The organism is Telluribacter humicola (genome assembly GCF_017355935.1).
Classification (GTDB): Bacteria; Bacteroidota; Bacteroidia; order Cytophagales; family Spirosomataceae; genus Telluribacter; species Telluribacter humicola.
Genome location: NZ_JAFIQT010000004.1, coordinates 305,922 through 320,070 on the forward strand (window position 1 = coordinate 305,922; position 14,149 = coordinate 320,070).

Annotated in this window: 9 protein-coding genes; 3 read left to right on the forward strand and 6 right to left on the reverse strand. The window is 51.2% G+C overall.

The features are described from left to right. Positions 1-23 precede the first annotated feature (23 nt). The 5 genes from JUB14_RS19290 to JUB14_RS19310 form a co-directional block, all read right to left on the reverse strand. Positions 24-1,565 (reverse strand): RagB/SusD family nutrient uptake outer membrane protein, encoded by a 1,542-nt coding sequence (locus JUB14_RS19290; protein WP_207508450.1) that lies wholly within the window; start codon positions 1,563-1,565, stop codon positions 24-26. A 12-nt stretch (positions 1,566-1,577) separates the two neighbouring features. After that, positions 1,578-4,916 (reverse strand): SusC/RagA family TonB-linked outer membrane protein, encoded by a 3,339-nt coding sequence (locus JUB14_RS19295; RefSeq protein WP_207508451.1) that lies wholly within the window; start codon positions 4,914-4,916, stop codon positions 1,578-1,580. 168 nt (positions 4,917-5,084) lie between these two features. Then, entirely contained in the window at positions 5,085-5,963 is an 879-nt protein-coding gene (locus JUB14_RS19300; RefSeq protein WP_207508452.1) for a hypothetical protein, read from the reverse strand. A gap of 4 nt (positions 5,964-5,967) precedes the next feature. Continuing rightward, positions 5,968-7,227 (reverse strand): YdcF family protein, encoded by a 1,260-nt coding sequence (locus JUB14_RS19305; RefSeq protein WP_207508453.1) that lies wholly within the window; start codon positions 7,225-7,227, stop codon positions 5,968-5,970. Between the two features lie 198 nt (positions 7,228-7,425). Further along, a complete protein-coding gene (locus JUB14_RS19310) occupies positions 7,426-8,412 on the reverse strand; it encodes an amidohydrolase family protein (protein WP_207508454.1) in 987 nt (328 codons plus the stop codon). A 376-nt stretch (positions 8,413-8,788) separates the two neighbouring features. Between JUB14_RS19310 and JUB14_RS19315 the strand changes: the two genes are divergently transcribed. Next, on the forward strand, positions 8,789-10,120 hold the full coding sequence (locus tag JUB14_RS19315) for an MFS transporter (RefSeq protein ID WP_207508455.1): 1,332 nt from the start codon (positions 8,789-8,791) through the stop codon (positions 10,118-10,120). Positions 10,121-10,186: 66 nt separating this feature from the next. Here JUB14_RS19315 and JUB14_RS19320 read toward each other — a convergent pair whose 3' ends face one another. Beyond that, positions 10,187-10,621, reverse strand: a complete 435-nt coding sequence (locus tag JUB14_RS19320) for a hypothetical protein (protein WP_207508456.1) — start codon at positions 10,619-10,621, stop codon at positions 10,187-10,189. 203 nt (positions 10,622-10,824) lie between these two features. Between JUB14_RS19320 and JUB14_RS19325 the strand changes: the two genes are divergently transcribed. Both JUB14_RS19325 and JUB14_RS19330 read left to right on the forward strand, forming a co-directional pair. Continuing rightward, positions 10,825-12,249, forward strand: a complete 1,425-nt coding sequence (locus JUB14_RS19325) for an ATP-binding protein (protein ID WP_207508457.1) — start codon at positions 10,825-10,827, stop codon at positions 12,247-12,249. 187 nt (positions 12,250-12,436) lie between these two features. Beyond that, positions 12,437-14,053 carry a M81 family metallopeptidase gene (locus JUB14_RS19330; RefSeq protein WP_229368026.1) on the forward strand — a complete coding sequence of 539 codons (1,617 nt, stop codon included), beginning with the start codon at positions 12,437-12,439 and terminating at the stop codon, positions 14,051-14,053. Positions 14,054-14,149: the final 96 nt, after the last annotated feature.

Here is a 14,149-nt window from a genome sequence, read left to right on the forward strand (position 1 = left end):
AGGGATATTCTTTGGCAGTTGGCCTAGTACCCGGCGTTCTGGTACATTTTCTCCGGGTTGAGCTTGTGTTCGTCGAACGGAATGGGGTAGTACCGGTCCTTGGTTCCGAAGTTAGAGAGCTTCGCAATTCCGTAATCCGCCTGGGGCTTGGATTTGAAGTAGGCTACCAGCTCCTGGGTATTGAAGAAACGGAGCAGGTCGTACCACCGGTGGTTTTCAAAAGCCAGCTCCACGCGACGCTCGTGCAGTATTGCCAGCTTCAGCGTAGGGTACTTAGCGACATAATCCGGATTGGTCTTGGCCACCTCGTAGGTAGGTAAGCCAGCTCTTTCACGAACCTGGTTCAGGAAGCCAATAGCTGTAGCGTCATCACCCAGGTGCATGTGTACTTCGGCCAGCATCAGGATTACATCCGCGTAGCGAATCAGGATCCAGTCATTACCTCCGAAGCCATTGGTGGTAGCGGCGGCACTGTTGTCGCGGAACTTGGTGATGAAGTAGTCCTTGACAATAGGATCATTCGCATATTTGATGGAGTAATCCTTTCTGGCGTCTCCCTCTTCGTAATCCTTCACCAGATCCATCTTTACGTTTCCACCTGCCCCGTTGGAGGTGAACAGGGAGTTAACGTTTTCGCCCCTGGCCTGGTTGTTACGGGCGATGGAAGAGGAGTAGTTGATATCTCCCTGCTTGTTAACGATCTGGAATATAGACTCCGGATTGGTTGTTTTCTTAGCCACATCAAATACATCCGCATAAGGAATCTCTTTCAGATCACCGAAGGTCCTCATGTTGTAGGCAGCCGTCAAGTAGTTCTTGGCCTCGTTCAGGTTGGTGGTACGATTGGCAGCATCCAGCGTAGTAGCCATGGTCAGGTACACCTGACCCAGCAAGGCATTGCCTGCGGCCTTGGAAACCCTGCCCTTATTGGCCGCAGTAGGAAGATTGGGCAGCGGACTGACCACTACGTCTTTCAGATCCGCAATGATCTGCTGGTACACTACCTCCTTTTTTTCCCGGTAGGTACTGGCGTTTACCTCATCCGCGGTAGTTAGCTGCTTGGTAACCAGAGGTACATCGCCCCATTTGCGTACCAGATGGAAATAAATCAGCGCCCGCACGAATTTAGCCTCTGCCTTGTACTGTTCTTTAAGGTCGTTGTTCGCAAAGGTGACCCTCTCAATGCCTTCGAGTACCTGATTGGAACGGGAGATGCTCTGGTACAGGCCCAGCCAGTGGCTTTTGAGGTAGGTGTTGCTGGGCAGCAGGGAGAAATCATTGAACTGGAAGGGCTCACCGGCATTTGACTGGTTGTCATTGCGGCCGGTATTGTCTGACCGCTCTTCGTTGAAAATTCCGCTGGACTCGCCGATGGAGTTACCACTCCGCAGCGACTGGTAGATGCCATTCACCGCTAACTGGACATCATTTTCAGTGCGGTAGTAGGTGGTGGCGGCCACCGCGTTAGGGTCCTGCACGTCAATAAAGTCATTAGAGCAGGAGCTCAAAAAAGCCAGGCTCACGGCTACTACAAGGGTACGTAGGGTATGGGTTGTATAATTCATAATTGCTGATTCTTAAAAAGTAACTCTTGCTCCTACTGTATATGCCCTGGCCAGCGGATACTTGCCATAGTCTACACCAGGGGTCAGGTTGGATCCGTTGTTGTAGTCCACTTCGGGGTTGTAACCCAGGTAGTTGGTAAGCGTAAAGGCATTATCAGCGCTTACAAACAGACGGAGGTTGCTGATGGCATTGTGGGTAAGAGCCGATATGGCCGGGAAGTTGTAGCCCAAGGTGAGGTTGGTACAGCGGAGGAATGACCCGTCACGCACATAGAAGGTAGACAAACGGGTACTGTTGCTCTGGGTACCTCCGCGGGCAGCCCGGTACACTACACCATCACCGGGTTCTGTCTCGGAGCGGTAGCGGTTGAGTACCTTGCTGTACTGGTTGCCGGAAGCCTCCATGTTGAACAGGTAGTAGTCCTGACCATCCAGTACCTTATTACCATATGTACCGTTGAATGACGATGTAAAATCAAAGTTGCGGTAGCTGGCTGTGAGGTTAAAGCCAAAAGTAAACTTGGGGTGAGGGTTTCCAATTACGGCCTTGTCGGCATCGTTGACTACACCGTCTCCATTCACATCCTCAAAGTACAGATCGCCGGGACGCAGGGGATTACTGGAAGCCGTTGAACGGGCCGGTCCTTTCAGTACGTATCCTTCGGGGAATGACTGCGTAGCGGCGTTGTAGTTGGCATCATCGATAGCCAGGTTTTCCATGTCGGACTGGCGTACCATGCCTTTTACCTTAAAGCCGTAGAACATACCGATGGGTTGTCCCTCCTGGGTAATGTGGGTCAGGTACGAGCGCTCCGCCCCGTTGGTAATGATGGTGCTGGCACCACCCATATCCAGTACCTTGTTGCGGTTTACCGAAATATTCCCGCTCAGGTTCAGGCTGAAGTCAGGAGTAGAAACGACCCGGGCGTCAGCCTGGATCTCAAATCCTTTGTTCTCCACCTTGGAGTTGCGCAGGTTGGTCAGAATGGTAGACGTTCCGGAAATAGCCGAAAGAGGCTGGTTGAAGAGCAGGTTGTACGAGCGGCTGTGGTAGTAGTTAGCAATGATGGAAAGCCGGTCGTTGAATAGCCCCAGGTCAGCCCCTATGTTGAACTGTGACGTAGTTTCCCAGCCCAGGTTCAGGTCCTTGATCCCTTCGGCCCACATGGCGGTATTAACCGTACCATTCCCGAACACGACTCCACCCGGAGTGGCCATGGTCTGCAGGAAGTTGTAGTTACCAATGTTGTTATTTCCGCTCAACCCCCAGCTACCGCGCAGCTTCAGCGTAGAAGCCGCACCTAACCAGTCGCCGTAGAAGGATTCATTGGAGATGTTCCAGCCCGCCGAAACGGATGGGAAGCTACCCCAGCGGTTGTTAGGACCGAAGCGTGAGGAACCATCGGTACGGAAGGAAGCCGTCAGGTAGTAGCGGTTGTCGTAGTTATACACGGCCCGGGCCAGGTACGACAGGAGCGACCACTCGGTTTTGCCGGTACCCGATAGCATCGCAAAGTTAGTCGCGTCGGCACCCTTCGCGGTAATCTCTTCGATCCGGTCATTCTGGAATCCATTGCCCCGTACTGCTACGATATCCCGTATATTCTTCTGTGCGGTATACCCGGCCAAACCGTCCAGGCTGTGTTTGCCAAACTGTTTCCGGTAGTTAAGGGTAAATTCCGCCAGCTGGTCCATCTGGGTAAGCATCTGGGATTCGGCAAAGGCCGCCGCGATGGCCTGGGGTGAGCCCGGAGGATTAGCACCGCTACTCAGGCTGGTAGGCTTATAGAATTCGTACTTCTCGTTGTAGGTCTGCATACCCAGGTTCACCTTGAAGTTCAGATCCCGGATGATCTCGTAGGTAGCGAAGCCATTATAGGTACCCCGTAGTCCCCGGCGGTTGATGTGGGTTTCGGTAGCCAGCGCCACTGGATTTTCAATGGACTGATAGCCAAAGCCCGAGCTCAAAGCCGCGGCTTCATTCTTGGCCAGGGTACCATCTTCGTTGTAAGCGCGGAATATAGGCATGTAAATGAGTGCACCCAGAATAGGTCCCTGGTGGAAGCGTCCCTCCTGTACCTCGCGGTTGGTGTTAGAGGTTACGGCTATGTTAGCTCCCACTTTCAGCTTGCGGGTAAGTTCCGCATCCATGTTGGACCGGAAGTTAACCCGCTTCTGCCCCGTACTCAGAATAATACCCGGCTGATCCAGGTACCCACCGCTCAGGGCATAGCGAACGCCGTTCTTACCGCCCGTGAAGGAAACATTATGCCGCTGAACCAGAGCATTCTGGTACAGTTCGTCCTGCCAGTCGGTATTGTACTTCGGCTGAATCATGGATTGGGTAGCCAGGTCGTACAGATCCGTGGGGATACTGACACTACCGGCATTGCCCACGTTCCGGATGCGGGTGGCATTGTCGTGCGAGTACATCTGGTCCGACCATGATTTGCCCGAGTTTACCATCAGGTCGCGGTAGGTACCATTGCGGGCATCGATCAGGAGTTGGGTAAACTCGGTGGAATTGAGCAGGTCAACTTTTTTGTTCAATTGATTTACGCCAAACTGGTAGTCATACTCCAGGCGACCCTTTCCTTCCTTACCGCGCTTGGTGGTGATAAGTACCACACCTCCCGCGGCCCGTGAACCGTAAATGGCCGCGGACGCGGCGTCTTTTAGAATATCAATGGACTCAATATCATTGGGGTTTATGAATACATCATTTCCGGCCGGATAGCCATCAATTACGTAGAGGGGATCAGAACTGGCGTTGACTGAACCTACACCCCGTACCCTGATTTTGGTAGAAACGTAGGGAGCCCCGCTCACCTGCGATATCTGTACCCCGGCTACCTTACCGACCAGTGCCTGACCTACTGTAGGGGCGGTCAGGTTGAGTTCTTTGGCTTTCACACTGGCTACTGCGCCGGTCAGGTCGCTTTTTCTGAGGGTCTGGTAACCGACGGCCACCACCTCATTGAGCATCAGAGCATCCTGTCTCAGGGTAACGGTGATATTCTTTGTATCTGTAACGGGTATTTCCTGAGCCGTAAAACCTACGAAAGAGAATACCAGCGTGGCTCCGATTTGAGTTTCCAGCGAAAAGGTACCCTCTACATCCGTAACTGTACCTTTGGTACTTCCTTTTTCCAGAACTGTTACTCCTAATAGCGGCTCTCCACTTTCATCCACTACTTTGCCCGTCACTCTAACGACGGCCTCCTGCGGAGTGCTCTTACCTACGATGTGAGGGTGTCCCTTCATCGGCATAGCATAGCTCCGGTCGGCTGACCCTACCAGGAGTGCTCCTGCCAACGCGATGGGAATAATTGGTAAAAATTGTTTTTTCATACTGACGGAACGTCTTTAAAAAATTGTACTGAAGCAATAAAAAAATACATCTGAGCTTGCTTCTGGTGCTTTAACAAAAAGCCCCTGGCAAGCCACAAATGTATTTCCTCAATGTTACCCCAATAGGTAGGGTTTATTATCAGAATATGATGTTTTAAAGAGAGTAGGCTAGAGTTGAAGGTTCAGGAAGTGGACATTTTCTTTGCGGGAAGAGGTCACGGCCATTCCTTTTTGTCCCCCTTCCAGCAGCGTAAAACCTTCCAGTTCATCGGTTTTGTCAAAATCCTGCGTGCCAAGTACGTGCTGCTGACCGGTACGTAAGGATTGGTTCATATCCAGAAAGGTGAGTCGCCATCTTCTACCTTCTATCTGGTTTTGGATAAGTACCAGTATGCGCTTTTCCGGAATCCAGTGGAGATTCTGTACCCAGGGGCCACAGGTGAATTTCTTGTACAGTACACCGGGTTCTGAGGTCTTATCGGCGGTCTTTAATTTTTCAGGATCGTATAGCCTTACCTCATTCCGTTTGTCGCCGTAGTCGGCGGTGGCTACGTACCATTTTCCCTCGTACTGTACGTATTCCGGCCGTGTCCCCTGTATGCAGGCGTCATCCTCTATGGTCCTGATCAGGTTGCCATCCAGCGTTTTTTTCTTCATCAGCCCCTCCCAGTCCACGTGGTAGATGAGGGCTTTCCACAGGGTACCTTCCTTGTTGAGGCGTACGCTGTTGCCAATAAATACGGGACCTTCGGGCCGGTAGGCAATACCCGTAGGATGATTGATCACATCTTTCTCCTCCATAGTCAGGCGGTACTCCTGCCCCGTATAGTTCAGCGAATCAGTATCCAGGTTATACTCCCGGATCATGCCTACTTCGCGGTCTCCGTAGAGGAACACCCGGTTCTGGAAGTAGCTCACTCCCTGGCAGGCTCCCAGGGAATCTACGGATAGAGACTTACTTATTGTTGCTGTGAACGGAAGCTGCGAACTAACCGCCAGCAGGCCTAGTACGACAGGTACCAGTGTTACTTTGAATAGTTGTTTCATAGGGCTAAGGATCAAGAGGTTCGTCGTTATCAATCTGTAGGGCATCGAGCACGGGATAAAATTCAAAGTCGGTTTCGCTCAGCCGGTTGCCCAGGCGGTAAGGGATATGACCTATCTCTTTCAGGCACCGCTGCTCAAAGGTATCTCTGGTAATGTAGTAGCTTTGGGAACGCATGGTAGATACCAGGCAGGGCTTATCCAGGGGCATACCCGCCCGGAACAACAGGCGTACACAGTTGCGCAGGTTGGTGGTGGTATGGCGGGCGTGAGGATCCATGATAATGGCATGCTCAGGTACCTTCAGTTCGTTGATGAGGTACTTTTTCATTTCGTACGCCTCGCTGTATTTGGTCTTGTAAGGATGTACACGTCCACCCGAGACAACAATGAACGGAGCTGCTCCCTCGAAGTACCGGAGTGCGCCTACGCGACACCGGAGTTTACCCCCGGCACTCAGCGCTTCATTGGGATTGGAGGGCCCTGCTCCCGGTATCAAAATGAGTGTGTATTTGTAGTTTTTCCAGTCGACCTTTTTGGCCCTGGTAAAAGCGGCCCCATTCACCGTTGTTTCCATGGGCTCATAGTCGGCTGCTTCGCTACGGTCATTGGCTTCCAGAAAGCGAAGGGCGTATGACAGAGTAGGTCGGAAAAACAGCGCCCCCTTTTCCTCCTGCCTGACCATCTCGGTGACGTCCCACACCAGGGTGTTAAAGCTCCTGGAATGTACCTTGAAAGCAATGGAATCAATGGCCGGGTAGTTGGGCTTTTTCCCTTCCGCGTACACTTCCAGGATATGGTTAATGGCTCTGGCCTCCTGCTCCCAGGCCTTTACCAGTAACTCTTGGGCAGGCAGCGTCTTCGCGTGCAGGATGTAGGTACCCGAAGGGATCAGATGCTGCTCGACAAGTTTGCCCAGCTCGTTGGTAGAGGAATACATCGAGGTAAGGCGCTCGCTCACTAGCCTAATCTCCTCTGTTGAGAATTTTAGAGGAGCCATGTAGCAGGGGGTGTCGTTGCCGCACTCTTTCAGGGTGAGGGCCAGGTGCTGCTTCTTAGTTTCTGCCAGCTTTATTAGTACCTCATCCTGTTCGAGCCGTTTTCGGACTTCCGGTAGCTGCTCCATGAGGGTGAGCAGGTACGCATTCTTACTTTGGATGATAGAGTTGCCCGTGAGCAGTTTGTACTTAGGATCAGGGTCTTTGACCTGTGAACAGGCGAGGTAAGGAATTGAAAGGAGAAAGAGTACTCTTACAATCAGATGCATTGGAATGGGATAATAGTTAACTAAAACCCCAAAGGAACAGTCAGCGTATTATCCCAGTATTACGGCTGGATGAAGATTGTGGTAAGGCGTCACCAGAGGAGGAAAGAGTTCGGGTGCTCCTGGCTTATTAGCCCTAAACAAATCAACCGGAATAGCTGATGTGAGCTATTCCGGTTGAGCTTGGTAGGTATTGACTAGTTACTGAAATTTACTGGCATCCAGACGGAAGAAGCGAACAGCGTTGTTGAACAGGATATCACGCTTCTGTTCGAATGAGAGATAGTCTGCATTCTCAATGATGCCAATGGAAGTTTCGATGAGCTTAGGCCAGATCATCAGATCCGTGCCGTACAGGATACGCTTGCCAAAACCCGCCTGCACCAGGCGCTTGATGTACGCGTGGATCTCCGCCTGCGGATAGCTCCAGATAAAACCCGCCAGATCTACGTATACATACGCGTTAGCCCCCATCAGGGCAATCATTTCATCGGCCATCGGGTAGCCCGCGTGCATAACCCAGATCTTCATCTTAGGGTGGCGCGCCAGTACATCCTCCAGCAGGAAGGGTCTTCCCAGCGAAGCCCGGTACTTGGGCTGCGTCAGGTTAGCCATTCCGTTCCCACCGGTTCCCATGTGGATACCTACGGGGATATTGAGCTTTTCGGCAGCCGCAAAATAGGCATCCAGCGACATATCACTGGGTGACATGCCCTGGTACTGCGGTGCTACCTCACCCATGACCTGATAAAAGCCCGAAGACAGCGAGTCAGTAAAGGCTTTCACCGTCATGTCGTTAGGAGAGCTGACACCGATACCGGCAATCACCCGATTGGGGGCCGCTTTTTTCCACTTGTGCAGGATCTCAGCGTCACCATAGGCTATGATGGTCATGTTGAGGCGCTCCATGGTGTTCAGCAGGGCCGTCTGCATCTCCTGATCCGTCTTAGCTGGCTTTAAAGGGTCGACACAGTCCTGGCTCAGGAAAGAAGGAGCAGCTCCGTTGGGATCGCCCCCCGGCATATCCCTCAGGAACCAGGGACACATTTCAGCGGCAAAGTTCGGATTCACCTTCATGGCGTGTACGTGTACATCAATGATTGGGAGCCGCTTTTTAGCTGGCGCCGTTTGCGCCTGCATCAGAAATGGAGTCAGTAGGCAAACCAATAGCAAGTAGTAGTTTCTCATGTAGATTGTAATGGAATTTGGGTACAAAAACGTCTTTGTGTTAAAAGTACACGATTATTATTTCTTACTATTCCCAGAAAAATAATTTCTATCCTTCAGGTACATTCTAAGGCTTCTATTTAGCCGGGTATCACGGCAGGCGCCTGCTTCTTAATCTACCCTAATAGAAGCCTACACCCTGTGCTGAGTCACTATGGGAATGGCTTTGCAAAGCTCCTAAACCTCAGCTTTCAAACCGAATAGTAAATACCTGGCCACCTGAGCTTTTGGCTAATGCCGCCACAGAAGATCCCTGGTATCAGGAGCAGCTTCCTGTGCAACATTAGTGCCTTTACCTCCAGTACATCACCATTTCACTTCAGCCCATTTACCCTTTATGAAACAAACGAGTAACCGTAACAAAAGAACCAGCGTACGGTACAGTATGCTGGCTTTGGTATTTATCAATGTGGTCATCAACTACCTCGACCGCAGTAATATATCCGTGGCAGGAGCCGCGCTTGGGACAGATCTGGAGCTGTCGCCGGTACAGCTGGGCTTGATTTTCTCCGCCTTCGGCTGGACCTACGCCTTTCTGCAGATACCGGGAGGACTAGTGGCTGACCGGTTCGGGCCCCGCGTTCTGTACGGATTTTGTTTGGTTACCTGGTCACTGGCTACGCTGTTTCAGGGATTTGTCAGCAGCTTTGCCGGGCTATTTGCCCTGCGCCTGGCAACGGGTGCTTTTGAGGCACCATCCTATCCCATCAACAACCGCATTGTCACCAGCTGGTTTCCCCAGCAGGAAAGAGCCTCGGCCATTGCCATGTACGTGTCGGGGCAATTCATCGGTCTGGCTTTTCTGACTCCCATCCTGATGACCATCCAGTACCATTTCGGATGGAAAGGGTTGTTTGTAATTACAGGTCTTGTGGGACTGGTATGGGGAGTAGTCTGGTACATCCTGTACCGGGACCCTCTCGACTCTAAAAAAGTAAACGAGGCTGAGCTAAACTACATTGAAGAGGGAGGTGGACACTTCCGGAATGAAATGGGTAGGGGGAGCCAGGCTTCGGTGTGGCAGTGGAGCAATCTGAAGCAGGTGTTTTCCCGTCGGACCCTGTGGGGCGTCTACATTGGTCAGTTTGCGGTCAATGCCACCCTCTGGTTTTTTCTTACGTGGTTTCCCACCTACCTGGTGCAATACCGGGGGCTCGATTTCATTAAATCAGGGTACCTGGCTTCGGTACCCTTTCTGGCGGCCTGCGCGGGTCTGCTTCTTTCGGGTTTTGTTTCGGACTACCTTGTCAAAAAGGGCCGCTCGGCCGGTATGGCCCGCAAAGTACCCATCATCATTGGCTTGCTGATCTCGGTAAGTATTGTGGGATCTAACTACACCAATGATACGGCTTTCATCATCTTCTTCATGGCCCTATCATTCTTTGGAGCCGGTATGGCGCTGATATCCTGGATCTTTGTATCCCTGCTTTCCCCCAAGCACCTGATCGGTCTTACGGGAGGCGTCTTTAACTTCATGGGCAATCTGGCTTCCATCGTCGTACCCATTGCGATTGGCTTTCTGGCACAGGGCGGGGATTTCAAACCAGCCCTCCTGTTCATCGGAGCCCTGGGATTGGTAGGAGCCTGCTCGTATATATTTCTGGTGGGAGATATTGACAAGGGAAGAGCTAGTGAAGAAAAGAAAGACGTAGTACTTGAAACCGCCTGAACAGTTTATCCAATATAAAATGGGTTGACACGTATCGCTGACTCAATGAATGGTCAGGGGTACGTGCTATTCAGCGCTCCGTTGCTGTTTTACCTTTTTTGACCATTGCCAGTACAACCGGCTCCATGTGCTGTTGACCCTATCGACAGTCTCATCATGACCAGAGTGGTGAACAATGGAGTGGGTGCCATCGGGATTGACAACCGTGGAGGTAGTACCATTATGAAAAACCGTCGAGTGAGTACCGTTCGGATTGACCATCGTTGAGGTATTGCCATTGTTAAACATGACCGTGTGGGTACCATTGGGGTTGACCATGACGGATGTATTACCACTGTGGCTGATGGTCGAGTGTTTACCATTCGGGTTGATTACTACCGATGTGCTACCATTGTGGTGAGCGATGGAATGCGTACCATCCGGATTAACAATCACGGATGAAGTCTGTGCCCAGACACTACCCGATACAATCAGGCAAATCAGGAGTTGGATCTGTTTCATAGCTGCTCTTACTATTACTCTCACCTAATATACAAAATGATCTTTGTTTTTACGATTAGGCTGTTGTTAAATAGGGTATTATCCATTACTCTTGGATTTTGGCTTTAACTATAATTCCTGATAGCTAAAAGCCAAAGTATAAGCACGATTTTGGCCATAACTGGTAATTTGATTATACTTATGGCCAAAATAAAGGCGAATTTATGAAAAAACTGATTGGTAGGCAGCAGGAGTTATCTACTTTACAAGCCGTGTTTGATTCGGACAAATCGGAATTTGTGGCGGTGTATGGCCGAAGGCGGGTTGGGAAGACGTTTCTCATCCGGCATGCCTTTAGGGGAAAGTTTGCCTTTGAGGCTACCGGACTGGCCAATGCTACCCTGAGCCAGCAGCTGACTAACTTTTGTATTGCGCTTCAGAAAGCCGACAGTACTACTACCTACACCCCGGCGGGTTCCTGGCTGGAGGCCTTCCAGCAACTGATCACCTACCTGGAGCGGCAGAACACGTCCCGAAAAGTAATATTCATAGATGAGCTTCCTTGGTTTGATACCCATGGTTCGGGCTTCGTGCAGGCCCTGGAGCACTTCTGGAACAGCTGGGCTTCGGCCCGTACCGATGTGGTGCTGGTCACCTGCGGCTCAGCGGCCTCCTGGATGCTGCACACGCTTATCAACAGCAGGGGCGGCCTGCACAACCGAATTACCAAGCGGATCAAGGTAGTTCCTTTCACCCTGCACGAATGTGAGCAGCTGCTCCTGTCTAGGCACTCAGTGCTGGATCGGTACCAGATCATTCAGCTCTACATGGTACTGGGTGGGGTGCCCTATTACTGGGAGGAGGTGGATACGGGACAGAGTGCCATGCAAAACATAGAGCGCATTACCTTTTCGGAAAACGGGCTCCTCCGCAATGAGTTTACCAACCTGTACCGGTCCTTATTCAAGAACTTCGAGCGGCACCTCAGCATTGTGAAAGCCCTGGCTCAGAAAGCCAAGGGACTAACGCGGGATGAGATCATTCAGGCAGCGAAGCTGACCAGTGCCGGAAGTACCACCCGCTTACTCGATGAGCTGGAGGAAAGCGGATTCATCAGAAAGTACAGCCCCTACGGTAAAAAGTCGCGCAACAGCCTGTACCAGCTGGTGGACTTTTATACCCTGTTCTACCTCCGGTTTATTCAGGATACCTCACTGAACGAGCAGTACAACTGGATGTCCATGCTGGATACACCGAAGTACCGGGCCTGGTCGGGCTACGCTTTTGAGCAGGTATGCTTATGGCACCTCCCCCAGATCAAACAAGCTCTGGGCATCAGCGGCGTACAAACCACCACCTCGTCCTGGAGAAGTAAGGGGGCAGAAAACGGCGCTCAGATCGACCTGGTGATCGACCGGCGGGACCAGGTGATCAACCTCTGTGAGATGAAATTCTCCATCAGCCCGTTTACGATTGACAAGAAGTACAGCGCTGAGCTACGTAATAAAATAGGCGCTTTTAAAGCCGAGACCGGTACTCGTAAATCGGTATTTCTGACGATGGTCACCACCTTCGGACTCAAAGCCAATCCTCACTCGACCGGCTTGGTACAGAATGATCTGGCCATGGATGCGCTTTTTGTAAGCTAGCTTAGCTATCGGCTTTAAATTTTAATCAAACACCCTATTCAGTCACTACCTCTATACTGTAGTGACTGATTCACTGTCTATGCAAAGTTTATATAGGTCTATTTTTAAAATATTTTATTAAATTTAAAACCAGCAAAATATCCTATGTCAATAGGACCTAAACTCAGTTAATTTTTAAATATATTATATGAAACGTACATTTTATCTGCTTGCCACCTGTTGTCTGATGGCTTCGCAGGCATTTTCTTCGGGTTCGGGGGGAGAAATCAAGAGCAACAGTCACCAACCTGTAACTACGCAAAAGGCCCCACCAGCCAAAGCACTACCACGTATAGCCATTGCCGGTCTGGGTATTGAGTCTAGTACGTTTTCTCCGGCCCTTACCCATGAGGAAGCTTTTCATGCCAAATACGGAACTAACATATATACCTCGTATCCGTTTTTTAAGGATGGGTCACCCATGCGGAAACGGGCTCAGTGGGTACCAACGCTGGTAGGCAAGTCGCTGCCGGGTGGTGCCGTAACCCGGGAAGCCTACGAGTCACTCGTCCGGAAGACGCTCGACTCGCTCCGTAAATATGGTCCGTACGACGGTCTTTTCTTTGATATTCACGGAGCCATGAGTGTGGTAGGACTTGATGATCCCGAAGGAGATCTTATCTCCAGAATCCGGGAGGTAATCGGAAAGAAAACCATCATCTCCACCTCCATGGACTTACACGGCAATGTATCCTGGCGGCTGGCTCAAAACTCTGATTTGATTACCTGCTACCGGATGGCGCCTCATGAGGATGCCATGGAGTCCAAGCAGAGAGCCGTCGAAAACCTGCTTACCCGTATAGAAAGCGGTAAGGGTAAGCCTGCCTACAAAGCCTGGATACCCGTACCTATTCTACTCCCCGGTGAGAAAACCAGCACCCGGATTGAACCCGGAAAAACCATATATAGCAAAGTAGCACCGGCAGCGAACCAGGAGGGTGTCATCGACGCGGCGATATGGATCGGCTATGCCTGGGCTGACGAGCCGCGGAATCACGCTGTCGTCATGGTTACGGGGGATGATAAAGCAAAGGTAACCCGCACGGCCGAGCAACTCGCCAAAACCCTGTGGGATGCCAGACATGACTTTGTATTTGTGGCCCCTACGGCTACTCTGCAGGAGAGCCTGGATAAAGCCATTGCCAGTAAGAAGCATCCTTTCTTTATCAGTGATTCGGGTGACAACCCTACCGCCGGTGGAGCCGGTGATGTAACCTGGACGCTTACCGAAATATTAGCCCGTCCCGAGTTCAGGAAGGAAGATGGACCTTCCCTGATCTATGCTTCAATACCCGGTCCTGAGCTGGTCAAGAAAGCCATGGAAGTAGGGGTTGGTGGAAAAATCGATGCCTATGCGGGCGCTCAGGTTGATGCCCGTTTTGCGCCGCCGGTACGTTTGGTGGGTACCGTTACCGCCATTGAAAAAGGAGATATCAATGCCGAAGTGGAGGTGGTGGTAAAAGTAGGTAGCGTGAACGTAATCGTGACGCAGAAGCGCAAGCCTTACCACAAAGAGAAAGATTTCACCCGCCTGGGTCTTACCCCCCGCACCGCTGATATAGTAGTAGTAAAGATCGGATATCTGGAGCCGGAGCTGTATAACATGCGGGCCGACTGGTTGCTGGCCATAACGCCCGGCGGCGTGGATCAGAATCTCGAACGACTTCCTTACAAAAGAATCAATCGCCCAATGTATCCCTTTGATAAAGATATGAAGGCCCCTGATCTTTCAGCCAGACTGGTACCTTCATCTGATCAATTGTAGCGGTTAGCTTTGGCTATTAAAGATACCCTCCGATACCGGAGGGTATCTTTAGTTAATTCTATGGAAGCAGACAAGGTTGTCTAGTACCCTCCGAAA

Bases quoted from the DNA above. Each gene is read 5' to 3' on its own strand.
- JUB14_RS19290 (WP_207508450.1), bottom strand. From the start codon at position 1,565: ATGAATTATACAACCCATACCCTACGTACCCTTGTAGTAGCCGTGAGC.
- JUB14_RS19295 (WP_207508451.1), bottom strand. From the start codon at position 4,916: ATGAAAAAACAATTTTTACCAATTATTCCCATCGCGTTGGCAGGAGCA.
- JUB14_RS19300 (WP_207508452.1), bottom strand. From the start codon at position 5,963: ATGAAACAACTATTCAAAGTAACACTGGTACCTGTCGTACTAGGCCTG.
- JUB14_RS19305 (WP_207508453.1), bottom strand. From the start codon at position 7,227: ATGCATCTGATTGTAAGAGTACTCTTTCTCCTTTCAATTCCTTACCTC.
- JUB14_RS19310 (WP_207508454.1), bottom strand. From the start codon at position 8,412: ATGAGAAACTACTACTTGCTATTGGTTTGCCTACTGACTCCATTTCTG.
- JUB14_RS19315 (WP_207508455.1), top strand. From the start codon at position 8,789: ATGAAACAAACGAGTAACCGTAACAAAAGAACCAGCGTACGGTACAGT.
- JUB14_RS19320 (WP_207508456.1), bottom strand. From the start codon at position 10,621: ATGAAACAGATCCAACTCCTGATTTGCCTGATTGTATCGGGTAGTGTC.
- JUB14_RS19325 (WP_207508457.1), top strand. From the start codon at position 10,825: ATGAAAAAACTGATTGGTAGGCAGCAGGAGTTATCTACTTTACAAGCC.
- JUB14_RS19330 (WP_229368026.1), top strand. From the start codon at position 12,437: ATGAAACGTACATTTTATCTGCTTGCCACCTGTTGTCTGATGGCTTCG.